At 61.8% G+C, this 21,970-nt stretch carries 26 protein-coding genes; 19 read left to right on the top strand and 7 right to left on the bottom strand.

All coding sequences use genetic code 11. From position 1 onward, the window contains the following. Nucleotides 1-19: 19 nt before the first annotated feature. Nucleotides 20-565 (bottom strand): hypothetical protein, encoded by a 546-nt coding sequence (locus HX824_RS23085; protein ID WP_003219695.1) that lies wholly within the window; start codon nt 563-565, stop codon nt 20-22. 213 nt (nt 566-778) lie between these two features. Between HX824_RS23085 and HX824_RS23090 the strand changes: the two genes are divergently transcribed. Further along, nucleotides 779-1,108: a hypothetical protein gene (locus tag HX824_RS23090; RefSeq protein ID WP_023658946.1), complete on the top strand. Its 330-nt coding sequence runs from the start codon at nt 779-781 to the stop codon at nt 1,106-1,108. Nucleotides 1,109-1,111: 3 nt separating this feature from the next. Here HX824_RS23090 and HX824_RS23095 read toward each other — a convergent pair whose 3' ends face one another. Further along, the gene (locus tag HX824_RS23095) at nt 1,112-1,663 is read right to left on the bottom strand and encodes a DUF4262 domain-containing protein (RefSeq protein WP_003219697.1); all 552 of its coding nucleotides are present in this window, start codon (nt 1,661-1,663) and stop codon (nt 1,112-1,114) included. 172 nt (nt 1,664-1,835) lie between these two features. On the opposite strand from HX824_RS23095, the gene HX824_RS23100 reads away from it, so the two are divergent. The 4 genes from HX824_RS23100 to HX824_RS23115 all read left to right on the top strand — a co-directional run bounded on the left by HX824_RS23100 (nt 1,836) and on the right by HX824_RS23115 (nt 4,270). Then, nucleotides 1,836-2,531: a fumarylacetoacetate hydrolase family protein gene (locus HX824_RS23100; protein ID WP_177055127.1), complete on the top strand. Its 696-nt coding sequence runs from the start codon at nt 1,836-1,838 to the stop codon at nt 2,529-2,531. A gap of 36 nt (nt 2,532-2,567) precedes the next feature. Beyond that, the gene (locus tag HX824_RS23105; protein ID WP_087693025.1) at nt 2,568-3,467 is read left to right on the top strand and encodes an AraC family transcriptional regulator; all 900 of its coding nucleotides are present in this window, start codon (nt 2,568-2,570) and stop codon (nt 3,465-3,467) included. A gap of 91 nt (nt 3,468-3,558) precedes the next feature. Beyond that, nucleotides 3,559-4,005, top strand: coding sequence for a GNAT family N-acetyltransferase (locus tag HX824_RS23110; RefSeq protein WP_003219700.1), 447 nt, complete (start codon nt 3,559-3,561; stop codon nt 4,003-4,005). A 4-nt stretch (nt 4,006-4,009) separates the two neighbouring features. Beyond that, nucleotides 4,010-4,270 (top strand): hypothetical protein, encoded by a 261-nt coding sequence (locus HX824_RS23115; RefSeq protein WP_003219703.1) that lies wholly within the window; start codon nt 4,010-4,012, stop codon nt 4,268-4,270. Between the two features lie 287 nt (nt 4,271-4,557). Here HX824_RS23115 and HX824_RS23120 read toward each other — a convergent pair whose 3' ends face one another. Further along, the gene (locus HX824_RS23120) at nt 4,558-5,502 is read right to left on the bottom strand and encodes a diguanylate cyclase (protein ID WP_177019752.1); all 945 of its coding nucleotides are present in this window, start codon (nt 5,500-5,502) and stop codon (nt 4,558-4,560) included. A gap of 244 nt (nt 5,503-5,746) precedes the next feature. Here HX824_RS23120 and HX824_RS23125 point away from each other — a divergent pair, with 244 nt between their 5' ends. Continuing rightward, complete coding sequence (locus HX824_RS23125) at nt 5,747-5,995, top strand: DUF1652 domain-containing protein (protein WP_008435982.1); 249 nt, start codon at nt 5,747-5,749, stop codon at nt 5,993-5,995. A 4-nt stretch (nt 5,996-5,999) separates the two neighbouring features. On the opposite strand, the gene HX824_RS23130 is transcribed toward HX824_RS23125, so the two are convergent. Next, nucleotides 6,000-6,143 carry a hypothetical protein gene (locus tag HX824_RS23130; protein ID WP_166742173.1) on the bottom strand — a complete coding sequence of 48 codons (144 nt, stop codon included), beginning with the start codon at nt 6,141-6,143 and terminating at the stop codon, nt 6,000-6,002. A gap of 270 nt (nt 6,144-6,413) precedes the next feature. Here HX824_RS23130 and HX824_RS23135 point away from each other — a divergent pair, with 270 nt between their 5' ends. The 5 genes from HX824_RS23135 to HX824_RS23155 all read left to right on the top strand — a co-directional run bounded on the left by HX824_RS23135 (nt 6,414) and on the right by HX824_RS23155 (nt 8,711). Further along, complete coding sequence (locus tag HX824_RS23135) at nt 6,414-6,734, top strand: YXWGXW repeat-containing protein (RefSeq protein ID WP_003219711.1); 321 nt, start codon at nt 6,414-6,416, stop codon at nt 6,732-6,734. Between the two features lie 47 nt (nt 6,735-6,781). Beyond that, nucleotides 6,782-7,363, top strand: a complete 582-nt coding sequence (locus HX824_RS23140; RefSeq protein ID WP_087694119.1) for an RNA polymerase sigma factor — start codon at nt 6,782-6,784, stop codon at nt 7,361-7,363. After that, entirely contained in the window at nt 7,360-7,791 is a 432-nt protein-coding gene (locus HX824_RS23145; RefSeq protein WP_003219715.1) for a hypothetical protein, read from the top strand. Before HX824_RS23140 ends, HX824_RS23145 begins: the two co-directional genes overlap by 4 nt. Continuing rightward, nucleotides 7,788-8,264 carry a periplasmic heavy metal sensor gene (locus tag HX824_RS23150; RefSeq protein ID WP_003219717.1) on the top strand — a complete coding sequence of 159 codons (477 nt, stop codon included), beginning with the start codon at nt 7,788-7,790 and terminating at the stop codon, nt 8,262-8,264. The genes HX824_RS23145 and HX824_RS23150 overlap by 4 nt, the downstream gene beginning before the upstream one ends. Nucleotides 8,265-8,501: 237 nt before the next feature. Next, on the top strand, nt 8,502-8,711 hold the full coding sequence (locus tag HX824_RS23155; RefSeq protein ID WP_080673247.1) for a YXWGXW repeat-containing protein: 210 nt from the start codon (nt 8,502-8,504) through the stop codon (nt 8,709-8,711). 72 nt (nt 8,712-8,783) lie between these two features. On the opposite strand, the gene HX824_RS23160 is transcribed toward HX824_RS23155, so the two are convergent. Continuing rightward, nucleotides 8,784-9,725, bottom strand: a complete 942-nt coding sequence (locus tag HX824_RS23160) for a LysR substrate-binding domain-containing protein (protein ID WP_008435969.1) — start codon at nt 9,723-9,725, stop codon at nt 8,784-8,786. Nucleotides 9,726-9,843: 118 nt separating this feature from the next. Here HX824_RS23160 and HX824_RS23165 point away from each other — a divergent pair, with 118 nt between their 5' ends. From HX824_RS23165 to HX824_RS23175, 3 genes are read left to right on the top strand one after another with little or no spacing between them, the layout of a single operon-like run. Then, on the top strand, nt 9,844-10,848 hold the full coding sequence (locus HX824_RS23165) for an aldo/keto reductase (RefSeq protein WP_177055128.1): 1,005 nt from the start codon (nt 9,844-9,846) through the stop codon (nt 10,846-10,848). 16 nt (nt 10,849-10,864) lie between these two features. Further along, nucleotides 10,865-11,662 carry an SDR family NAD(P)-dependent oxidoreductase gene (locus HX824_RS23170; protein WP_003219722.1) on the top strand — a complete coding sequence of 266 codons (798 nt, stop codon included), beginning with the start codon at nt 10,865-10,867 and terminating at the stop codon, nt 11,660-11,662. 29 nt (nt 11,663-11,691) lie between these two features. Beyond that, a complete protein-coding gene (locus HX824_RS23175) occupies nt 11,692-12,108 on the top strand; it encodes an SRPBCC family protein (protein WP_087694116.1) in 417 nt (138 codons plus the stop codon). 140 nt (nt 12,109-12,248) lie between these two features. Here HX824_RS23175 and HX824_RS23180 read toward each other — a convergent pair whose 3' ends face one another. Together HX824_RS23180 and HX824_RS23185 are read right to left on the bottom strand one after the other, a co-directional pair. Further along, entirely contained in the window at nt 12,249-13,646 is a 1,398-nt protein-coding gene (locus tag HX824_RS23180) for a cell wall metabolism sensor histidine kinase WalK (protein ID WP_008435962.1), read from the bottom strand. Next, nucleotides 13,624-14,307, bottom strand: coding sequence for a response regulator transcription factor (locus tag HX824_RS23185; protein ID WP_003219726.1), 684 nt, complete (start codon nt 14,305-14,307; stop codon nt 13,624-13,626). Before HX824_RS23185 ends, HX824_RS23180 begins: the two co-directional genes overlap by 23 nt. Before the next feature lie 369 nt (nt 14,308-14,676). Between HX824_RS23185 and HX824_RS23190 the strand changes: the two genes are divergently transcribed. From HX824_RS23190 to HX824_RS23210, 5 genes are all read left to right on the top strand, one after another. Next, a complete protein-coding gene (locus HX824_RS23190; protein ID WP_003219728.1) occupies nt 14,677-15,582 on the top strand; it encodes a hypothetical protein in 906 nt (301 codons plus the stop codon). A gap of 297 nt (nt 15,583-15,879) precedes the next feature. Continuing rightward, nucleotides 15,880-16,224 carry a hypothetical protein gene (locus HX824_RS23195; protein ID WP_177009771.1) on the top strand — a complete coding sequence of 115 codons (345 nt, stop codon included), beginning with the start codon at nt 15,880-15,882 and terminating at the stop codon, nt 16,222-16,224. Between the two features lie 96 nt (nt 16,225-16,320). Next, the gene (locus HX824_RS23200; protein WP_177055129.1) at nt 16,321-17,559 is read left to right on the top strand and encodes a TolC family protein; all 1,239 of its coding nucleotides are present in this window, start codon (nt 16,321-16,323) and stop codon (nt 17,557-17,559) included. Next, entirely contained in the window at nt 17,552-18,823 is a 1,272-nt protein-coding gene (locus HX824_RS23205; protein ID WP_177055130.1) for an efflux RND transporter periplasmic adaptor subunit, read from the top strand. Before HX824_RS23200 ends, HX824_RS23205 begins: the two co-directional genes overlap by 8 nt. Then, on the top strand, nt 18,820-21,933 hold the full coding sequence (locus HX824_RS23210) for an efflux RND transporter permease subunit (protein ID WP_134326900.1): 3,114 nt from the start codon (nt 18,820-18,822) through the stop codon (nt 21,931-21,933). The genes HX824_RS23205 and HX824_RS23210 overlap by 4 nt, the downstream gene beginning before the upstream one ends. The last annotated feature ends 37 nt before the right edge of the window (nt 21,934-21,970 follow it).

Genomic DNA, 21,970 nt, shown 5'->3' on the forward strand with positions numbered 1-21,970 from the left:
GATCCTCGCAGCCCAGGCCTTACTTAAGCGCCTTGATGAACAACGGGTCGCTGTACAGCGACTTGAGCAAATCCCGCACCATCGGGTTGTAGGCGTTGGCGGCATTCGGGATCGCAATGAACCCGAAGAACGAACTGGGCCAGGTGTGATTCACTTCCTTGGTCGCGTCGTACACCACGTCATTGCCCTTGAGCAGGGTAAACCGCGCGGCCAGGGTGCCGTTGCCGGAGCCCATGCCTGCCGACAGCGAATTCTTCACCACCAGCACTTGCAGATGACGTTCTGCTTGCGGGTTCAGCAGGCCTGCCAGTTGCAGTTCCTGGGTGATTGCAGCCTGGATATGCGCCGGGATGCTGCCACTGGGCGAGCGGATCGGGTTGGCACGTACAGACAACGAGCCTTCGCCCGACGCGGCCGTCACCTGGGCATTGCTGACGGGTTGCAGCGGCGCTGCCTGCTTGAGGACCTGGACGTTATCGAAGTTCGGCTCGTATTGCGTCATGGTGACGCCGCAGCCTTGCAACAGCAGCGCGAGCAATGGGGTCAACAGTAGAAGCTTTTTCACGGCGTTTCCTTGCGTGAGTGTGGGAGAGCGCCGCGATTATCGTCAGGCAATGGGCCATCGGCAACCAATAGTGGCAAAATGCCTGAATGGCAACGCTGTTACTCGGTTCGGTTTCAGGTCGGAAAATTCACCGATAAGGCAATTTGCTGGCCCCTTTGTAACAAAATCCTCGCCAAAATCACTTTTATTTTCAGGTGGTTAGGCGGGATGCAAATGCGCAATGTTGGAATCATGCTGATCGCCTGTTCCCTGGCGGGTGGGGCGGTTTCGGTTGAGGCACGGGAGCTGCGGGACAACGACAAGTACATGTGCAGTTGGGGGGCTGGCACCGCCGCCCGGGCCCAGGAATTGAAGCTGTCGGGCGTCTCGCTGTACGCCGCGCGGCAGAAGCTGAAGACCTACCAGTTCAAGAAACCCTGGATGCACATGATGGCCATGGGCATCACCGAACAGACCTACGACAGCCGTTCGCGGGTCAAGCCCGAGGTGATTCGCCAGAGTTTTTATCAGGACTGTTTGCGCTACAAGCTGGCGCGTAAATAACCCTTATTTATCCAGCAGCAATTGGAGCCTTGAGAACGACTGGTCGTAGTTGGGCTCCCACGGAAAGCGCCCTTGTTTGTCCGGCCAGACCATTTGCAACGCAGGGAAATCAGCTTTGATCGAGGCGTAGAACCAGCCGGCATAACCGAGGTACTCGCGGTAGTGCCTGCGGTCTACAGGAATGAAGGCGATGCGCATGCCTTCGGCAATATCGTCATAGGGCTTGTAGGTTTCATAGGCGGCTTTTGCACCGGCAAAGCGGATCGCGGCGATGTTCAGCAACTGCTGGGCAATCTGCGGGGGCAGCCCGAATACGATGATTTCCGGTTGGCCGAAGTTGGCGTAGAACCCCAGGGAGTAGGCGAACGAAGGCTCACCGTCTTCAGCCCGCACATGCACATGGTGCCAGCCGATCTTCTTGATATCCGCCAACACCTTCTCGTCATATTCCGAATCTGCCTTGGGCAACTGGAATCCCGGAAGCGGGGCCTTGGCTGAAGTGTTCATCGAGAACAATGAGGCGGCGAAGAGGGCGACGGCGCGAATGATGTTCATCAGAGTCCTTTCTGCGGGATCAGGGGTTGAAAGCGCGATGAGGCTAGCAGTGTTGGGTTCGCTCGGCAAAGTGACCGATGCACCGCCCAGTACAAAATCTGCGTAAGCCTGTCCAACTTCGCCCCGGAGCCCGTCCGCATACTGGCCCCAGGTAATCGAAGAGGCACATGCCATGACCCGCTACGTCATCACCCCCAACGAAACCCCGTCCCTTGCCATCCACGGCGACGACGCCCGCTTCCCGCTGCGCCGGGTGTTCTGTGTCGGGCGCAACTACAGCGAACATGCCCGCGAAATGGGCCACGACCCCGACCGCGAGCCGCCGTTCTTTTTCATGAAGCCGGCGGATGCCGTGGTGCCTGCCGAGGGCGTGATCGCCTATCCGCCATTGACCGCCGACCTGCACCATGAAGTCGAGTTGGTGGTGGCCATCGGCAAGGGCGGCGTGGACATCGCCCCGGAAGATGCGTTTGCGCATATCTGGGGTTACGGTTTGGGCATCGACCTGACCCGCCGCGACCTCCAGGCCCAGGCGAAAAAGCTGTCGCGGCCGTGGGAATGGGCCAAGGCCTTCGATGAATCGGCACCCTGCACCCCGTTGCAGCCGGTGAGTGCCGTCGGCCATCCGGTCAGCGGGCGTATCTGGCTCAAGGTCAATGGCGAGCAACGCCAAGTGGGCGATCTGGCAGACCAGATCTGGTCGGTCAGCGAGGTGATCAGCCACGCGTCCAAATCGGTGGCATTGAAGGCCGGCGACCTGATCTTCACCGGCACCCCGGCGGGCGTCGGCGCCTTGCAACCGGGCGATGTGGTGACCGCCGGGATCGACGGCCTGGCCGAACTGAGCTTCACCCTCGGCCAGGGTTGACGCTACAGTGGTGCCCAGGCCCCCCGAGAAACGCGTATGCCCGGCACCCGCATCACCACCTATGGCATGGAACAACGCAGCGACCGCTCCGACTTCTACATCCGCGACAAGCGGGGCAGGGCGGCGCTGACCAGTCCCCATCGCCACGAATACTTCCAGATTCAGATCAACCTGGGCGGCGACACTGTGCAGCACATCGGCGGTGCGGTGCGCCCGTTCCCGAAAAAGGCCCTGGCCTTTATCCTGCCCCATCGCCTGCACGTGATTCCCCATCCCGACGACGGCGACTTCATGCTGATCAATTTCAGCCAGGGTTTTTTCCTGCCGCAACTGACCTGCGATCCGCTGGACCTGGAAGACATCCCCATCGGCCAGGCGCCGGAGCTGTCGCCGTTCCGCTTCCAGGAGCAGTTGGACTTCATCCTCGACGACGCGGCCTTCGAAGAAGTCAAAACCTGGCTGGAACACATGCGCAGCCTGGACGCCCACCGCAGCTTCGGCGCCCGGGAGCGGCTCAAGGGTTACCTGTTCCAGTTGATCGGGCTGGTGTGCCAACAGTACGCCGAACCGCTCCAGGCGTTCGCCGCCAACAACGCCACCCGGCGTGGGCGCAAGGATGCCCTGGCCCGGGTGCAAGGCTACATCCGCGAGCATTTGCACGAGCCGTCGCTGAACCTGACGGATGCCGCGGCGGCGGCGTTCCTGTCGCCCAACTACCTGACCCACCTGTTGCGCAAGGAAACCGGCAAACCCTTCTCCCAGTTGGTGCTCGACCGGCGCATGCAACTGGCGCGCACGCTGCTGCTCAACAGCCCGCAGATGATCGGCGCGATTGCGCACCGTTGCGGGTTTACCGACGAGGCGTATTTTTCCCGGTGTTTCCGCAAGGCCCACGGGCTGGCGCCGGGGCAGTTCAGGCGGCGTGAGCAGGATTAACGCGCAATCCGGCTGACTGTTTTACAAATCCACCACAACCGATGTGTTTCAATTTACATACAATTGAGCGTCTCATCGGGAGGCGGTGCACATGGGTTCGGTTATACGGTTGGCAACTCCGGGCGATATCAATGCCATTTTCGACATTCGCACCGCCGTGGTGCAGAACCACTTAAGCCGCGAGCAGATGGCTGAGCTGGGCATTACCCCGCAAGTCGTCGCCGACAGCATGCGCGAGGCGCCTTGCGTATGGCTTGCCGAACTGGACGGCAGGCCTGTCGCGTTTGCAATGGTTGATCTTGCCGAAGGCGAGGTGTTCGCCCTGTTTGTATTGCCGTCTCACGAGAACCTTGGGTTGGGCCGCCAATTGATGGCAGTGGCCGAGGCCGCGCTGTTCGAGCACCACGACACGCTCTTCCTGATCACGGATGGGCGGGATCAGATCCGTGCCAACGGTTTTTACCAGCGGCTTGGCTGGGCAGTGGTCGACACGGCCGAGGGCGACGATGTTCGCTATCAGAAACACAAGGTGCAATGAGTGTATGAGTGAGCTGGAACCCCCTCAATCCAACGCCTTGCGCTATTTTGGCGTCGGCGTTCTATGTGTCGCGGTGTTGTTGGGGACTTATTTCGTTCGGCTCAATGCCCAGGTCGACCGGCAGCGGGAAGAGGCGGCGGAGCGCCTGGCGTTATGCCGTCAGGCAGCCAGTGTTTCGCGCGCCACGCCCCAGGACGAACTTGTGTTGGTGGATCCGTGCAAACACCTGTATCAGCACTATTTGAAGAAGCCCACGCACTTTTAATCAATAACCTTATTTTTATCGCGGAATTAAATAGCGAAGTTTGTTTAACGATGCGCTGTTATTGCACCAAAAAGTGGCATTTCCAATAATCGGATCCATTAAAAAAGTGTGGTTATTGAATGACTTAGCGCTGTTTTAATCCGACGAAAGGTTGAAAATTATCTTGTTACAAGTTTTCCCGCTGGGTAATATAGCCGGGCGTTTACCTCCCACGGTTTATGCATTTTTAAATCCCAAGTTTCCATCAGCTACTTGGGATTTTTTTTGCCCGCGATTTGAGCGTTGTATCAATCCTCTACGTCGGCAAACTCTGCGCGCATCCGCCCATTGCGCTTGGCCTGGTACAGCAATTTGTCGACGGCTTCGACAAAGGCCAGCGCCGCGCCGCCCGGCGTTACCGTGCAAGTGCCTACGCCCAGGCTCAGTGTCAGCAGGTCCGACACCGCCGAGTGCTCATGCGCGATCTGCTGCTGGCGGATCAAGTGCAGGCAGCGTTCGGCCACGCGCCGTGCCGACTCGGCATCGGTTTCCGGCAACAACCACACAAATTCCTCGCCGCCGATGCGCGCAATGAAGTCCCGTGGCCGGTTGGCCGCCTGCGACAGCGTGCGTGCCACCTGGCGCAGGCATTCGTCGCCCTTGATATGCCCGTAGAGGTCGTTGTACTGCTTGAAATAGTCGATATCCAACAGGATCAACGACAGCGGCAATTGGCTGCGCTGGGCGCTGGTCCATTCCCGCGCCAGCACGGTGTCGAACATGCGCCGGTTGGCGATGCCGGTGAGGCCGTCCTGGAACGAATACTCCTCCAGCTGCTTCTGCAGGCGAATCAGGTGTTCTTCGGTCTTCTTGCGCTCGCTGATGTCGAACATGAAGCCGATCAGCGCCTGCACCTCGCCGTCCTTGCGCTCCACGTGCACCACGTCGCGAATCCACACGTACTCGCCGCTGGCGGTCAGCGCCCGGTAATCGGCTTCATGATCGACCCCGGCCCGGGACTGCGAGACGCAGAAGTTGACTACGTATTCGCGGTCATCCGGGTGCATGCGTTCCACCCAGTCGTCCACGGTGGCCCAGCTCTGCGGCGTCCAGCCCAGCAGCGCCTCGATCTGCGGGCCGATGTAGCTGAAAGTCATGGTTGCCCAGTCGATACGCCAGGGAATGGCCTTGGTCGATTCCAGCAACGTCTTGTACACAGCACTGTCGGGTTCGATCAAAGGTTCGATGCTCATGCGGAGTGCTCTCGGTGTCGGAAAAAAACCAGAGCATCTGGCCATCATCGCCAGGAAGCAAGCCCTTCGCGCGGCATCGGATAAGAGGGTGTCGGTGTGGTTTTTTTGGCGTCAGCCGGCCAGCGGTTTTAGCCGAAATGCGCACCAAGTATCACTTTTGCATTAATTCCCGGGCAGTTTGAAAAAGCTCATCTACCCTAGACGGATCACGTCCTCCGAGCCCCGTACAGGGAAGGGTGCCCGCATGATTTCGATCGCCGAGTTTCGCCACATCATGGAGTCGGGCTTCCTGCCCCTCGCCTGTGACTGCTCATTGAACAGCGACGGTTCGCTGCGCATCAACATCTTCGACCCGGCCTCCGGGCGCGTCGACCTGCTGCTGCCCCGTGTGTCGCCCCAGGGTCTGGACAGCATCCGTTCCATCTCAAACCTGATTGGCGAACTGCGCACCGAGATCAAGGCCGGGCGCAGGGGTTTTGCAGCGGTCAGTTAGCGGATCAGGAGATCGCTTGTGCCGTCGGGGTAGTCACTACCCCGTAACCGCGCCAGCAGCAATGCTCGCGGTGCCCCGGCAGGAACACGCAGCCGCCAAGGTTCATGAGCAGGACGGCGGCAACCAGCAGTGAAATTCGACGAGACATGGTGATTTCCTCAAGGTGATGGGCGTCGCCAACCAACAGAACGCGCCTGTCGATTACCAACGGTTAACCCTTGAACGCGGCCATATGGATAAATCCGTCGCGGCCTTTCAACAATTTCATCAACTCCCCGCAAACCCTGGGCAATACTGGCCCTGCCTGCCGTCCTGAGCGGTCGCGATAAAAAGTTCTTTTTGTTGCGACGGATTTTCGGACACCTGCCGTTCAACCCTACAACTGCGATCACTGGCGATCGCCGATGAAGGAGTTGTCATGAGACTTGCACGACCGCTGGCCAAATTACGTTATGCCCTGTTGATCCCGCTGGCACTGGCCGCCCTGGTCAGCACGCCGACCTTTGCCCAGACCGAAGTGATCATCCGCGAAGCGCCACCGCCGATGCGCGTCGAGGCCGTTCCCGTCGAACGCCCTGGCTATGTGTGGGATCGCGGGCACTGGCGCTACGAAGGGCGCGGTTATGCCTGGGTACCGGGCCACTGGCAGCCGGTGATGCGCAACGCCCGTTGGGAACCTGGCCACTGGGAATCGCGCGGCCCCAACTGGTACTGGAGAGAAGGGCACTGGATCCGCTGAGCATTCCGTCAACCTGACCCTTAGCCACCGGACCGAGACTTGCCCTATTGAAAGACACTGATCCGGACGTTGAGCTGTTGGCCCGCATCGGTAACAACGAACCGGCGGCCATCAACGAAATGGTGACGCGCAAACTGCCGCGTTTGCTCGCGCTCGCCAGTCGGATCCTCGGGGATGCCGACGAGGCCAGGGACGTGGCCCAGGAAAGCTTCCTGCGTATCTGGCGCCAGGCTGCAAGCTGGCGCAGTGGCGAAGCGCGTTTCGACACCTGGCTGCACCGCGTGGCACTCAACCTGTGCCACGACCATTTGCGTCGGCGCAAGGAGCGCCCGCTGCACGATGAGGAGGCGATGAGCGAGGTGGTCGACACAGCGCCTGCGCCCGATGAACAGCTGGAAGCGGCCGCCCGCAGTGAGCACATGGCGGCGGCGTTAGCGTCGCTGCCTGATCGCCAGCGTGAGGCGATTGTGTTGCAGTATTACCAAGAGCTGTCGAATATCGACGCCGCGGCGCTGATGAACATCAGCGTCGAGGCACTGGAGAGCTTGCTGTCACGGGCCCGGCGCAACCTGCGCAGTTACCTTGACGACACACCCGGGCCCGCCCGCCCAGGAAGGGGAAAACCATGACGCCTGAACGATTTGCCCAATTGGCCGAGGCTTACGGCGGCCACTTGCACCGTTGGCCGCGCGCCGAACAGGCCGAGGCCCAGGCCCTGCTGGATGCAGGCGATGCCAGCCTCCTTGAGGTGCTGCATCAGGCGCGATGGCTCGACGGCCAGCTGGACGGCTATCAACTGGCACCCGTCGACCCGGCGCTGGCGCGGCAGATTCGCCAATCGTTTCCCCAGCGCCAGTCCTTCTGGGCGCGCTACGCCGGCTGGCTGTCGCCGGCCGGTTTTGTTGGCGTGGGCATCGCCGGGGTCGCCGCCGGAATCCTGGTGGCGTCGTTGAGCGTGCCGTTGCCCATGCTTGGCCCTGAAGTACTGCCGAGTGTCTTCGACCAGGGCGACGCCGAAGTCGTCTTCACCGTCAACGCCGAGGAAAGCGAGCAATGACCCCGTCACCCAAGTACCTGAAGCCGCTGCTGGTTGTGTCGGTGTTGTTCAACGTGTTTTTGATCGGCGGTGTCGGCGGTGGCTTGTACCATTGGTTGGCGAACACCAAGCCCGCCGAGGCGGTGGTTAACCAGCATGGCCTGCGCCAGGCGATGGTCAAGCTGCCGCCGGAACGGCGCAAGGAACTGCGCCAGTTGTTGCGCCAGAACCGCGCCGACAGCCAGCCGCTGGTACTTGCCGGGCGCGAGGCGCGGCTGGACGTGATCAAGCAACTGGAGGCGCCGACTCTCGACCGTGAGGCGTTGGTGACGGATTTGGGCAAGGCCCGGGAGGCGGACATGGCGCTCAGGGCGCTGGTGGACAACACCCTGGCGCAGTTCGCCAGCACCTTGCCCCGGGATGAGCGCCAGCGGTTGGTGGAGGCGTTGTATATGAAGGGGCAGGCGAAGGGCAAGGTCGCCAAGAGCCACTGAAGATCGTTCCCACGCTCTGCATGGGAATGCCGCCCCGGACGCTCTGCGTCCAGTTGGCGATGCAAGGTTCAAGTCTTGCGCAGTGGTGACGCGGAGCGTCACGGGATGCGTTCCCACGCAGAGCGTGGGAACGAGCATTAATAACCGAGACGGGCGACGGATTTTCCCGGTTGGCGGCGTTTAACCCGGGTAGGCCCGCCACTCAGGCGAAGGCCAATCTCATTGGGGAACCGTGCCATGTCCCGCCTATTCAAAGCTACGCTGGCCGCCACGTTGATGGCGGCTGCGTTGTCCGGTTGTATTGTCGAGCCTGTTCATCCGCGGCGTCCGCCGCCTTTGGTCGAGGTGGTGCCGGTGGCGCCGGCGCCAGGGTATCAGTGGGTGCGGGGGCACTATCGCTGGGGGAACGGGCAGTGGTTATGGGTGCCGGGGCATTGGCGGTACTGATCCACCACACGTTCAACTGCGACACCGAAACCCTGTGGGAGCTGGCTTGCCTGCGATGGCATCACCGCGGTCTTACTGACAGACCGAGGTGCCTGCATCGCGGGCAAGCCCGGCTCCCACAGGTGACAGGGGCTCTGTCAGGACTTTCCTGAATGTCTCCACCAGCGGCCGCAAGTTGATCCGATGCCACGCCGCCCACAGCGGCGTGGTGTAGGTCAGCCACGGCAGTTCTCGCAGCACAACGCCCGGCGGTGCATTGCGGCTCAGACCCTTCTGCACCATCGCCACACCCAACCCCGACGCCACCAATCCCAACGCGGTAAACGGCTCGCTGGCTTCCATCGGAATCTGCGGGGTAAACCCTGCCCGAATGCACGCCGCAACAAAGTCATCCGCCGGGTTTGCACCCGCTTTGCGCTGCACGCCAATCCATTGCTGCTCGGCCAGATGCTCAGGCAGCAACTCGCTGACGCTGGCCAGCGGATGCTGCTCGGGCAGCGCCAGCAGCATCGGATCGTCCAGCACTTGCAATGCCATCAGGTCCGGGTCATCCGCCGCCGGTGGTTCACCCACCAGAGCGATATCCAGGCTGCGTTGGCGCAGGCCTTCCAGCTGTTCGGCGGAGGGCAGGTTGTACAGGGCGATATGCACGTTGGGCCGCGCGTCACGCAGTACCTTCAGGGCGTTGGGCAGCACCCCCGCGTGCATGGCGTTTTCGATGTAGCCGATGCACAGTCCGCCTTCTTCGCCTTTACCCAATCGCCGGCCCAATGACTCCAGGCGGTTGGCGTGGGTCAGCAGCGCCTTGGTTTCGGCGAGGAACGTCTGGCCGTCGCGGGTCAGGCGGATGCGCTGTTGGCTGCGCTCGAACAGGGTCAGGCCCAGGCGCTCTTCCAATTGGGCAATCTGCCGGCTCAGGGGCGATTGGGAGATGTGCAACCGTTCGGCAGCACGCCCCACGTGTTCTTCTTCAGCGACTACAACGAAGTAGCGCAATTGGCGGAAGTCGATCATGTCAGACCTTAAGGGACTCAAGTTGGTCGCAGTATGTCTTGGACGGTCCGATCTCTGCAATCTACGATCTGCTCAACGGTCAACACAGCGACCTTGAACAATCTTGAGGATTTACCCCATGAGCTTGAATGACAAACTGCCCGGCGTGCTGGGTTTTGGCACCGCCCCCTTGGGCAACATGTTCCGTGCGATTCCTGAAGAGGAGGCGCAAGCCACCGTTGAAGCAGCCTGGAACCAGGGCGTGCGTTACTTCGACACCGCACCGTTCTACGGCTCGGGCCTCTCGGAAATCCGCCTGGGCCAGGCCCTGTCCAAGTACAACCGTGACGACTATGTGCTCAGCACCAAGGTCGGCCGGGTGATCCTGGATGAAGTGGAAGAAAGCGCCCGCGACCTCGGCGAGAAAAGCGGCGTGTTTGAACATGGCCGGCCGAACAAGATGGTCAACGACTACAGCGCCGATGCCACCCTGCGCTCCATCGAAGACAGCCTCAACCGCCTGCAAACCGACCGCCTGGATATCGTGTGGATTCACGACATCGCCCAGGATTTCTACGGCGATCAATGGCTGGACTACTTCAATCAGGCGCGCACCGGTGCTTTCAAAGTACTGACCCGCCTGCGTGAAGAAGGCGTGATCAAGGCCTGGGGCCTGGGCGTCAATCGGGTCGAGCCTTGCGAGTTGACCCTGGACCTGGCCGAAGCCCAGCCCGACGGTTTCCTGCTTGCCGGACGCTACACCTTGCTCGACCATGAACGCGCCTTGCAGCGCTTGATGGATGCAGCCCAGGCGCAGAACGTCGAGATCGTGGTCGGTGGCCCTTACAGCTCCGGGATCCTGGCGGGCGGCGCACATTTTGAGTACCAGAAAGCCAGCCCGGCGATCATCAGCAAGGTCGAGCAGATCAAGGCGATTGCCGCGGCCCATGGCGTGAGTGTGAAAGCCGCTGCACTGCAATTCTCCCTGGCTCACCCGGCAGTGGCGGCAGTGATTCCGGGTGCCAGTCGTCCGGGGCGCATTGCTGAAGACGTCGCGGCGTTGTCAGAGAAAATTCCCGCAGCCTTTTGGCAGGCCCTGCGCGAGGCCCGATTGATTTCGGCCCGTGCACCGTTGCCGCTCTAACCACAGGAACGCGAACATGAAAATTGATATCAGTGGCAAAGTCGCAATCGTCAGTGGCAGCACCGCCGGCATAGGCCTGGGCATCAGCCAGGCGCTGGCGCAATCCGGCGCTACGGTGGTGGTGATCGGGCGTGAATCGGGCAAGGTCGACGAGGCGCTGGCGACCATTCGCCAGGCCGTGCCCGGCGCGGATCTGCGTGGGCTGGTGGCGGACCTCGGTACGGCCGAGGGCGCTGAAAAGCTGTTCGCCGCCGAGCCGCGCGCCGACATCCTGGTGAACAACCTCGGGATCTTCAACGACGTCGATTTCTTCGACGCCCCCGACAGCGAGTGGACGCGTTTCTACGAGGTCAACGTGATCTCCGGTGTGCGTTTGTCGCGGCATTACACGCCGGGCATGGTCGAGCAGGGCTGGGGCCGGGTGATCTTTGTGTCGTCGGAATCCGGTGTGGCAACGCCGGCTGACATGATCAATTACGGCGTGACCAAAAGCGCCAACCTGGCGGTGTCCCATGGCTTGGCCAAACGCCTGGCGGGCACCGGGGTGACGGTCAATGCGATCCTGCCGGGGCCGACCTTTACCGACGGCCTGGAGCACATGCTCAAGGACGCCGTGGCCAAGTCCGGGCGCAGTGCGCGGGACGAGGCGGATGTGTTTGTGCGCAATGCGCGGCCGACGTCGATCATCCAGCGCGCAGCGAATGTGGATGAAGTGGCGAATCTGGTGGCGTACATTGCTTCACCGTTGTCCTCTGCCACCACCGGTGCCGCGTTGCGGGTCGACGGCGGTGTTGTCGACAGCATGGCGATCTGATTTTTCTTGAATGGTTTGGAGTGTTAATCGTGGCAAAAGCATCTGCTGTTATTGAAATCCCGGTTTCGGCCGAACAGGTTTGGCAATTGGTCGGCGGCTTCAATTCGCTGCCGGACTGGCTGCCCTTTATCGTCAAGAGCGAGCCGAGTGAAGGCGGGCGCGTGCGTCATCTGCAAACGGCGGATGGCGGGGTGGTGGTGGAACGGTTGCAACGCTTTGATGATGCAGCGCGTACCTACAGTTATTCGATCAGCGAGTCGCCGTTTCCGGTGAGTGAGTATCTGGCGACGTTGAAGGTTGAGGCGCTGGGTGACAGCTCCGCGAAGGTGACCTGGTCGGGCGTGTTTACTCCGGTGGCCGGTGTGACGGATGCGGCGGTGGAGGAGTTGTTTACCGGTGTCTACAGCGGCGGGCTGGATGCGTTGCGCGGTAATTTTCCGGGCTGAATGAAGATCAAATGTGGGAGCGGGCTTGCTCGCGAATGCGGTGGATCAGTGCCAGATGGGTTGACTGACACTCCGCATTCGCGAGCAAGCCCGCTCCCACATTGGTTTTGTGGTGTTCTTCAGGCTTCAGGCTTCAGGCTTCAGGCTTCGGGCATCAGTTGTTGGCGGCATTCGAGGATCAGCTTCGCACCGCCTCGTTCGCTGCTGCCGACTTCCAGTTTGAACCCGTGCAGGTTGATGATCGCGGCCACAATCGACAGCCCCAAGCCAAACCCGCCTTGTTGCTGATTGCCTTCGTCCACCCGGTAAAACCGCTGGAACACCGCGGCACGTTCAGCTGCGGGAATCCCGGGGCCGGAGTCCAGGACTTCAATGCGGGTGCTGCCGGCATCGTTCACGCCGCGCAAAATCACTTCGCCGCCCGGCGGGGTGAACTTGATCGAGTTGCTCAGCAGGTTGGCCAGGGCTTCGAACAGCAGCGCGCGGTCACCGGTGATCCAGGGCAATGAGTCCGGCACTTGCAGCAGCAGTTCCATCTCGCCTTCTTCTGCCAGGGGCAGGTAGAAGTCGTGGAGTTCCTGCAGCAAGGGCAGGGGATCAAGCACCAGGAAGCCCGAGCGGCGCTGATGGTCTTCCAGTTCGGAAATCCGCAGCAGGCCGCGAAAACGCGCCATCAAGGTGTCGGTCTCGGCGATGGCCGCGTCCAGTTGCAGTGCGTGGGGCGCGTCTTCATCAGCCTGTTGCTGGATTCGGTACAGCTGCGCCCGCAGGCGTGTGAGCGGGGTGCGCAAGTCGTGGGCGATGTTGTCGCACACGCCCTTGACCTCGTTCATCAGCTTCTCGATACGGTCGAGCATCGCGTTGACGATGGCCGCCAGCATGTCCAGTTCGTCGCGTCGGTCGGACAATGGCAGACGGTGGGTCAGGTCGCCGGCCACGATGGCTTCGGCACTCGCCTGGATCCCGCGAATCCGCCGCAACGGGCGCCGCCTGAGCAGGTGCCAGCCGGCCGCGCCGGGAATGATCGTCAGGGTGATCCCCCACAGCAAGGCGTGCAGGATGATCCGCGTCACGCCGAACAGCGAGCCGTTGGCCCGCACCAGGATCAGCCAGCGGCCGTCTTCGGTGTGGGTGGCTACGGCGTCGCAGCTGTCGCGCGGCAGTTTCGGGTCGTCGGAGTCGATGCAGTTGGCCAGGGCGTGGATGTGCCCGTCCATTGGCAGGTCGGGCGGTATCACGCGGATCGGGCCGCTGATGGGGTTGAACTGATTGTCGAACAGGCCGTAGGCGTCAACGCCCTTCATGTCGAAGGTCATGCTGGTGGTCAGGGCTTCCACCAGCTCTTCGCCGTCAAACCGCTGGAACAGGTGCTGGCGCTGCATCAGGGAGTGGCGCGAGAGGTCGCCCAGGTAACCGGACACCTCGTAGTACAACACGCCCATGAGGATGCAGCTCCAGGCCACGAACAACGAACTGTAGAGCGCCAGCAGCCGGCTGCTGGAAGAGCGCCAGCCTTTAGAGGGGTTCAGCAATGACATACCCGGAACCTCGTACCGTGCGGATCAGCGGCGTGAGGCCCGGCGGGTCGATTTTTTTGCGCAGGCGACCGATGTGCACGTCGATCAGGTTGGTGCCCGGGTCGAAGTGATAACCCCAGACTTCCTCGAAGATCATCATCCGCGAGAGAATTTGCCCGGTGTTGCGCATCAGGAATTCCAGCAGTTTGTATTCGGTCGGCAACAGGCTCAGGGGCTGTTCGGCGCGGCTGGCTTCACGGCTGATCAGGTTCAGTTCCAGATCCGCTACGCGCAAGGCAGTTTCAAACTCCTTGACCGTGCTTTTGCGCCGCAGCAGCACTTCGACGCGGGCGGCCATTTCGTCGGAGGCGAACGGTTTGGTCAGGTAGTCATCACCACCGGCCCGCAGGCCGCGTACCCGTTCATCCACATCGGAGAGGGCGCTGATCATCAGGATCGGCGTGGATACGCCGATGGTGCGCAGGGTGGTGACGATGGCCAGGCCATCCAGTTCCGGGAGCATGCGGTCGAGGGTGATCAGGTCGTAATCACCGCTGACGGCACGGACCAGGCCTTCGCGGCCATTGTCTACCCAGTCTACGTCCAGTCCATGGCTACTCAGCTCGGCAACGATCTCGCGGGCCGTTACGGCGTCGTCCTCGATGGTCAAAATGCGGGTCATAAGGATTACCTGGTGAGCGATTCACACTGAAGTGCGGGCATTTTGCCAAGAAATGATAGCCCGCTTCCTAAATAAAAATTTATGTAGGCACAAACGACACAATTCACCATAACCCGCTGAATCTGAACGAACGCTGTGTGTGTAGGATTTTTTGCATGCCATGGGGGGGCGTACGGGTTATTTCCTACGAGGAATGCAATACGCCCGCCGCTCCGGGCCATTTCTTGCAAGTTGCATGGTTCAAATTAGTTCAACTTAATTAAGTTGTTGAAATATATGAAATTTTAATTTTCGAGCTTCTGGCACGTCGCCTGCACTGTCCCTTTTGAGACTTGTAACACTATTTTTCATGCCTGGAGCAAAACAACAATGATTACATCCTCATCCACGCTGCAAGAGTCGAGCACGCTCTCCGGGGTTTCCTGGGGCGCGATCTTTGCCGGGGCCGCTGCCGCGGCTGCGCTGTCCTTGATTCTGGTACTGCTGGGCTTCGGCCTGGGCTTTTCGGCGGTGTCGCCGTGGGCCGACAGTGGCATCAGCGCCAAAGGGCTTGGCATTTCTACCATTGTCTGGCTGGCGGTTACGCAAATCATCGCGTCGGGGATGGGCGGTTACATCGCCGGTCGCCTGCGGGTGAAATGGGCCAATATGCACGGCGATGAGGTGTACTTTCGCGACACCGCCCATGGCTTCCTGGCCTGGGCCGTGGCGACACTGGTGACGGCGGTGCTGATCGTCGGTTCGGTCAGCAGTGTGGTCAGCGGTGGTGTGAAGGCCGGTGCCAGTGTGGCCTCGGGTGCCGTCAGTGGCATGAGCCAGGTGGCTGGCGCTGCCTCCAAGGGCGAAGACTTTGGCTACTACGTCGACAGCCTGTTCCGTGATGATCGCCCGGCCGCCGTCAGTGATGACGCGGTGCATGGTGTGGTCGCTCGCATCTTCGCTCGTACCGTGAGCAACAATGGTCAGCTGGCACCTGAAGACCGTGCGTACCTTGCACAGTTGATCAGCCAGCGGACCAACCTCAGCCAGGCCGATGCCGAGGCGCGTGTTGACCAGGTCTATGGCCAGGCTCAAAAAGCCCTGGATGACGCCAAGTTGAAAGCCAAGCAGGCTGCCGACACGGCTGCAAAAGTGGCTGCCTACACGTCGCTGTGGACCTTCGTGGCGCTGTTGATCGGTGCGTTTTTTGCCAGCCTCGCTGCAACCTTTGGTGGTCGTCGCCGGGATGCCGTGGTGTATCTGGAAACCACTCCCCACACCACTTCCGTTCGTTAATTCAAGGAGAACGTCATGCGCTCATTACTGCTGTTTTTCCTCGGTGTGCCTATCCCGGTCATTATCCTGATCGCGATCTTCATGCACTGATCCTCAGGCTTGCTCGGTCCCCATGTGGGAGCGGGCTTGCTCGCGAAAGCGGTGTATCAGTCACATATGGATTGGCTGATACACCGCTTTCGCGAGCAAGCCCGCTCCCACATTTTGTTTTGTGTCGTTGCTGCATTCCGGGCGAAGGCGAAATCTCCGGATTTTGTTAATTGTTGCTTAACCGCCTTTTGGCTAAGCTCCCGTCCCATGAGCCGCTATCTGCGTTTTTTCCTGGTCCTGCTGTTGAGTCTTGCGCTTCCCCTGACCGGGATGGCGGGTGTGCCGTCGAGCACCGAGCCGTGCCCGATGCAGATGTCCGACATGCAGATGATGAGCGACATGGCCCCTGACTGTTGCCAGGACGGCGCAGCCGCTGACCACGGCAAAAGCTGCAAGCCCGGCCAGGAGTGCAAGACCGGCGGCATGCTGCAATTGTCGATGCCGGTGCTCAAGGCCCCGGTAACTGCCTCCAATGCGCTGGTCGTCAGCGTCTCTTCCGACTTCATTCCCGACCGCACGCCGTCCGGCGTCTGGCGCCCGCCCCGTCGCTGAATCCTGTTGCACCTGAAGACTCGTCCCTGAACCGGGACGGCCTTGCTGTGGGCCGCGTAAAGCGGTGCACAGCGCAACAGAACAGGACACTTCAAGATGAATTTCCTATGCGTGCGTGCCCTGGTGATGGGCGTGCTGGCGTGGCCGACGCTGGCGTCTGCGCTGACCCTGGATGAGGCCTTGCGCCTGGCGCAAAACAACGCGCCGTCGCTGACGGCTGAATCCTCCAAATTGCAGGCCGCGACCCAGGCGGCGATTCCGGCCGGCGAACTGCCGGATCCGAAACTGGTAGTAGGCCTGCAAAATTTCCCCGTCGGCGGGCCCGATCGCGGCACGTTGTATGGCGATGACATGACCGAGCAAATGATCGGCATCCAGCAACAAGTGCCCAGCCGCGACAAGCGCAAGGCACGGGTTGAGTTGGCGTCGGCCAGCGTGGACACGGCTGCCGCCGAAGGCCGGATCGAGCGCTTGAATGTGCGTCAGGCCACCGCCCAGGCGTGGATTCGCGCCTATGCGGTGGAGCGCAAAGAGGCACTGTTCAAGGACTTCTATCAGCAGAATCGCCTGCTGCAAGACACCGTGCGTGCGCAACTGGCCGGCGGTCGCGGGCAGCCTTCCGACGTCGTGATCCCGAAGCAGGAAGCGGCTGACCTGGCCGAGCGCGAGGATGAGCTGATCCAGCAACGCGCCCAGGCCCGGGCGGCCCTCAAGCGCTGGATCGGCCCGGCCGCCAGCGAAGCCCCCAGCGGGCAATTGCCGAACTGGAAAATCGACACCACCGGCTTCACCCACAACCTGCACCAGCACCCGGTTCTGCAAGCCTTTGCACCGCGCACCCGCGAGGCCGAAGCCCGGCTGAACGAGGCCAAGGCGCAAAAGACCTCGGACTGGAGTTGGGAAGTGGACTACCAGCACCGAGGCCGTGAGTACGGCGACATGGTCAGCCTGCAATTCACCTTCGATTTGCCGATCTTCCCCGGTCGCCGACAAAACCCCGGTATCGCCGCCAAGCAGGCCGAACTCGACCAACTGGACGCCGAACGCGAAGCCAAGACCCGTGAACATACCCAGGAACTCGAAGACGACCTGGCCAACTACCAGCGCCTGGACCGCGCCGTGCAGCGCAGCCAGGACAGCCTGGTGCCGCTGGCCGAGGAGAAAGTGTCGCTGAGCCTGGCGGGGTATCGCGCGGGCAAGGGCGACCTGATGAGCGTGGTCAGCGCCCGCCGCGAGTGGGTCGAGGCGCGCTTCAAACAGATTGACGCCATTGAGCAGCGCGCCCTCACGGGTGCCCAGCTGTATTTCGCTTACGGGGAACCTGCCAATGAATAACCGAATCGTGAATATGGCCCTGTTGGGCGGCGTCCTGCTGCTGGGTCTGGGCGGCGGCTACTGGCTGGCGCAGATGCGCGAGGCACAGCCGGCCATGGCCGGGACGATGCAGGCGCCGGACGAGAAAAAGGCGCTGTACTGGTACGACCCGATGTACCCGCAGCAAAAATTCGACAAGCCGGGCAAGTCGCCCTTCATGGACATGCAACTGGTGCCGCGCTACGCCGGTGGCGCCGAGGAGAGTGCGGCGATTCATATCGATTCGAGCCTGACCCAGAACATCGGTGTGCGTCTTGCGAGCGTCAGCCGTGGGGTGCTGGCGTCGAGTCTTGAGCTGTCGGGAATCCTTGCGTTCAACGACCGCGATGTGGCGGTGGTGCAGGCGCGGGCTGCGGGATTTGTCGAGCGGGTTTACGCCCGCGCGCCGGGGGATGTGCTCAAGGCCCAGGCGCCCCTGGCGGACATTCTGGTGCCCGAATGGGCCGCCGCTCAGGAAGAGTTCCTTGCTCTGCGACACAGCGATCCAGGTTTGTTGGCTGCCGCCCGCCAGCGTCTGCGCTTGAGCGGAATGCCTGCCGGGTTGATCACGCAGATGGAGCGCAGCGGCCGGGTGCAATCGGTGATGACCATCACCACCCCGCTGGGCGGCGCGTTGCAAACCCTCGACGTACGCGAAGGCATGACCGTCGCGGCGGGTCAAACCCTGGCGCGGGTCAATGGCCTGGGCACCGTGTGGCTGCAGGTCGCCGTGCCTGAAGCCCAGGGCGCCGCGCTGGCCGTTGGGCAAACGGTCGAGAGCCGTTTTGTCGGGTTGCCGGGACAAGTCGTCAAAGGCACCGTCGCCGCGATTCTGCCGGCAACCGCCATGGACAGCCGCACCGTGCAGGTTCGGGTCGAACTGCCCAACCCTGACGGTATGTTGCGCCCCGGTATGACCGCCCAGGTGCGCCTGGCCCAATCCAGCGGCCAATCGGTGCTGTTGCTGCCGAGCGAGGCGTTGATTCGCACCGGCAAACGCGTGCTGGTGATGGTGGCCGAGGAGGGCGGGCGATATCGCCCGGTAGAAGTCCAGGTGGGTGCAGAAAACCAGGACAACACCGTCATCCTCGCCGGCCTGCAGGAAGGCCAGCAGGTGGTGGCCTCCGGTCAATTTCTGCTGGACTCCGAAGCAAGTTTGAAGGGAATTACCACTCAATCGTCCGGCGGTTTTTCAGATGAGGGGGCCATGGACGGCATGAGCATGCAACCGGGAGCCAGGCCATGATCGCCCTGTTGATTCGCTGGTCGGTGGCCAACCGCTTTTTGGTGTTGTTGGCGACTTTATTCGTGACGGCCTGGGGTTTGTGGTCGATCCAGAACACCCCGGTGGACGCCTTGCCGGACCTGTCGGATGTGCAGGTGATCATCCGCACGCCGTACCCGGGCCAGGCCCCGCAGATTGTCGAGAACCAGGTCACTTACCCGATGACCACCACCATGCTCTCGGTGCCGGGGGCGAAGACCGTGCGTGGCTTTTCGTTCTTCGGCGACAGCTATGTCTACGTGCTGTTCGACGAAGGCACCGACCTGTATTGGGCGCGCTCGCGGGTGCTGGAATACCTGAGCCAGTTGCAGGCGCGTTTGCCGGCATCGGCCAAGCCGGCGCTGGGCCCGGATGCCACCGGTGTCGGCTGGATCTACCAGTACGCGCTGGTGGACCGCACCGGCAAACACGACCTGGCGCAACTGCGCTCGTTGCAGGACTGGTTCCTCAAGTTCGAGCTCAAGACCCTGCCCAATGTCGCCGAAGTGGCGACCATCGGCGGCCAGGTCAAGCAGTACCAGGTGCAGATCGACCCGCTGGCCCTGGCCAGTCGCGGCATCACCCAGGCCCAGGTGGTGGAAGCCATCGGCAAGGCAAACCAGGAAACCGGCGGTTCGGTGCTGAACATGGGTGAGTCGGAATACATGGTGCGTGCGTCCGGCTACCTGAAAACCCTGGAGGACTTTCGCGGCATTCCCCTGCGGCTCGACACCCACAACGTGCCGGTGACCCTTGGGGATGTGGCGACGATCCAGCTGGGCCCGGACATGCGCCGGGGCATCAGTGAACTGGATGGCGAAGGCGAGGCGGTGGGCGGCGTGGTGATCCTGCGCAGCGGCAAGAACGCCCGCGAGGCCATCGCGGCGGTCAAGACCAAGCTGGAGCAACTGCAAACCAGCCTGCCGCCCGGGGTGGAAATCGTCACCACCTACGATCGCAGCAAACTCATCGATCGCGCCGTGGACAACCTCAGCCACAAGCTGCTCGAAGAGTTCCTGGTGGTGGCGCTGGTGTGCGGGATCTTCCTGTGGCACCTGCGCTCCTCGCTGGTGGCGATCATTTCGTTGCCGGTGGGGGTGTTGATTGCCTTTATCGTCATGCGCTTCCAGGGCATCAACGCGAACATCATGTCCCTGGGCGGGATTGCGATTGCCATCGGCGCGATGGTCGATGGCGCGGTGGTGATGATCGAGAATGCCCACAAGAAAATCGAAGCCTGGCACCACGCGCATCCGAACCAGGAATTGAAGGGGGAGGCGCATTGGAAGGTCATCACCGATGCAGCAGTGGAGGTGGGGCCGGCGTTGTTTTTCTGCCTGCTGATCATCACCTTGTCGTTTATCCCGGTGTTCACCCTGCAAGCCCAGGAAGGCCGCTTGTTCGGGCCGCTGGCCTACACCAAGACCTATGCCATGGCCGCTGCGGCGGGGTTGTCGGTGACCCTGATCCCGGTGCTGATGGGCTACTGGATTCGCGGGCGTATTCCCGATGAGCAACGCAACCCGCTGAATCGCGGCCTGATCAAACTCTACCAACCGGCCCTCGGCGCGGTGTTGCGCTGGCCGCGCATGACCATGCTGGTCGCGCTGCTGATGGTCGCCAGTGCGCTATGGCCGGTGTCGCACCTGGGCGGTGAATTCCTGCCGCCGCTGGATGAGGGTGACCTGTTGTATATGCCGTCGGCGTTGCCTGGTTTGTCGACGCAAACTGCCGGCGCATTGCTGCAACGTACAGACCGCTTGATCAAGAGCGTGCCGGAAGTCGCCCACGTGTTTGGCAAGGCCGGCCGCGCGGAAACCGCCACCGACCCGGCGCCGCTGGAAATGTTCGAAACCACCATCGAGTTCAAGCCGCGAGACCAATGGCGGCCGGGCATGACCCCGGAAAAACTGGTGAAGGAACTCGACCGGGTGGTGCAGGTGCCGGGGCTGACCAACATCTGGATTCCGCCGATCCGCAACCGCATCGACATGCTCGCCACCGGGGTCAAAAGCCCGATCGGCGTCAAGGTCGCGGGTTCCAGCCTGATGGACATCGACGCCGTGACCCAGGCCGTGGAAAAGGTTGCCAAGACGGTGCCCGGCGTCAGCTCGGCGCTGGCGGAACGCCTGACGGGCGGGCGCTACATCGACGTGGATATCGACCGCCCGGCCGCCGCGCGTTATGGCCTGAACATCACCGATGTGCAGTCCATTGTCTCCGGGGCGATTGGCGGGGAAAACATCGGCGAGACCGTCGAAGGCTTGGCGCGGTTTCCCATCAACCTGCGCTACCCGAAAGAATGGCGCGACTCGGTGAGCGCGTTGAGCAACCTGCCGATCTATACGCCGTCGGGCAGCCAGATCACCCTGGGCACCGTGGCCAGGATCAAGGTCAGCGAAGGCCCGCCGATGCTCAAGAGCGAAAACGCCCGGCCTTCCGGCTGGGTGTACATCGACGTGCGCGACCGCGACCTGGCGTCGGTGGTGAAGGACTTGCGTGAAGCGATCAACCAGAACGTGCAACTGCAACCGGGCATGAGCCTCAGCTACTCGGGGCAGTTCGAGTTCCTGGAGCGGGCCAATGAACGCCTGAAACTGGTGGTGCCGGCGACTTTGCTGATCATCTTCGTGCTGCTGTACCTGACGTTCCGGCGGGTGGATGAGGCGCTGCTGATCCTCGCCACGTTGCCGTTCGCGCTGACGGGTGGGGTGTGGTTGCTGTACTGGCTGGGCTTCAACCTGTCGGTGGCGACGGGTGTTGGATTTATCGCGTTGGCGGGGGTGTCGGCGGAGTTTGGCGTGATCATGCTGCTGTATTTGAAAAACGCCTGGGCCGAACGCCAGGGAGGAGGGGACCAGGCCCTGCTGGAAGCCATCACCGAAGGTGCCGTATTACGCGTGCGGCCCAAGGCGATGACCGTGGCCGTAATCATCGCCGGCTTGCTGCCGATCCTTTTAGGCGGCGGCACCGGCAGCGAAGTCATGAGCCGGATTGCCGCGCCCATGATTGGCGGCATGCTCACAGCGCCCTTGCTCTCCCTCTTCGTCATCCCGGCGGCATATAGGCTAATGCGCAAATCCAAAAGCTAACGACAATCAAATGTGGGAGCGGGCTTGCTCGCGAAAG

Source organism: Pseudomonas sp. D4002 (assembly GCF_013385665.1).
Classification (GTDB): domain Bacteria; phylum Pseudomonadota; class Gammaproteobacteria; order Pseudomonadales; family Pseudomonadaceae; genus Aquipseudomonas.

Bases quoted from the DNA above. Each gene is read 5' to 3' on its own strand.
- HX824_RS23090 (WP_023658946.1), top strand. From the start codon at position 779: ATGCGCAATGTTGGAATCATGCTGATCGCCTGTTCCCTGGCGGGTGGG.
- HX824_RS23095 (WP_003219697.1), bottom strand. From the start codon at position 1,663: ATGAACATCATTCGCGCCGTCGCCCTCTTCGCCGCCTCATTGTTCTCG.
- HX824_RS23100 (WP_177055127.1), top strand. From the start codon at position 1,836: ATGACCCGCTACGTCATCACCCCCAACGAAACCCCGTCCCTTGCCATC.
- HX824_RS23105 (WP_087693025.1), top strand. From the start codon at position 2,568: ATGCCCGGCACCCGCATCACCACCTATGGCATGGAACAACGCAGCGAC.
- HX824_RS23110 (WP_003219700.1), top strand. From the start codon at position 3,559: ATGGGTTCGGTTATACGGTTGGCAACTCCGGGCGATATCAATGCCATT.
- HX824_RS23115 (WP_003219703.1), top strand. From the start codon at position 4,010: ATGAGTGAGCTGGAACCCCCTCAATCCAACGCCTTGCGCTATTTTGGC.
- HX824_RS23120 (WP_177019752.1), bottom strand. From the start codon at position 5,502: ATGAGCATCGAACCTTTGATCGAACCCGACAGTGCTGTGTACAAGACG.
- HX824_RS23125 (WP_008435982.1), top strand. From the start codon at position 5,747: ATGATTTCGATCGCCGAGTTTCGCCACATCATGGAGTCGGGCTTCCTG.
- HX824_RS23130 (WP_166742173.1), bottom strand. From the start codon at position 6,143: ATGTCTCGTCGAATTTCACTGCTGGTTGCCGCCGTCCTGCTCATGAAC.
- HX824_RS23135 (WP_003219711.1), top strand. From the start codon at position 6,414: ATGAGACTTGCACGACCGCTGGCCAAATTACGTTATGCCCTGTTGATC.
- HX824_RS23145 (WP_003219715.1), top strand. From the start codon at position 7,360: ATGACGCCTGAACGATTTGCCCAATTGGCCGAGGCTTACGGCGGCCAC.
- HX824_RS23150 (WP_003219717.1), top strand. From the start codon at position 7,788: ATGACCCCGTCACCCAAGTACCTGAAGCCGCTGCTGGTTGTGTCGGTG.
- HX824_RS23155 (WP_080673247.1), top strand. From the start codon at position 8,502: ATGTCCCGCCTATTCAAAGCTACGCTGGCCGCCACGTTGATGGCGGCT.
- HX824_RS23160 (WP_008435969.1), bottom strand. From the start codon at position 9,725: ATGATCGACTTCCGCCAATTGCGCTACTTCGTTGTAGTCGCTGAAGAA.
- HX824_RS23165 (WP_177055128.1), top strand. From the start codon at position 9,844: ATGAGCTTGAATGACAAACTGCCCGGCGTGCTGGGTTTTGGCACCGCC.
- HX824_RS23170 (WP_003219722.1), top strand. From the start codon at position 10,865: ATGAAAATTGATATCAGTGGCAAAGTCGCAATCGTCAGTGGCAGCACC.
- HX824_RS23180 (WP_008435962.1), bottom strand. From the start codon at position 13,646: ATGTCATTGCTGAACCCCTCTAAAGGCTGGCGCTCTTCCAGCAGCCGG.
- HX824_RS23185 (WP_003219726.1), bottom strand. From the start codon at position 14,307: ATGACCCGCATTTTGACCATCGAGGACGACGCCGTAACGGCCCGCGAG.
- HX824_RS23190 (WP_003219728.1), top strand. From the start codon at position 14,677: ATGATTACATCCTCATCCACGCTGCAAGAGTCGAGCACGCTCTCCGGG.
- HX824_RS23195 (WP_177009771.1), top strand. From the start codon at position 15,880: ATGAGCCGCTATCTGCGTTTTTTCCTGGTCCTGCTGTTGAGTCTTGCG.
- HX824_RS23200 (WP_177055129.1), top strand. From the start codon at position 16,321: ATGAATTTCCTATGCGTGCGTGCCCTGGTGATGGGCGTGCTGGCGTGG.
- HX824_RS23205 (WP_177055130.1), top strand. From the start codon at position 17,552: ATGAATAACCGAATCGTGAATATGGCCCTGTTGGGCGGCGTCCTGCTG.
- HX824_RS23210 (WP_134326900.1), top strand. From the start codon at position 18,820: ATGATCGCCCTGTTGATTCGCTGGTCGGTGGCCAACCGCTTTTTGGTG.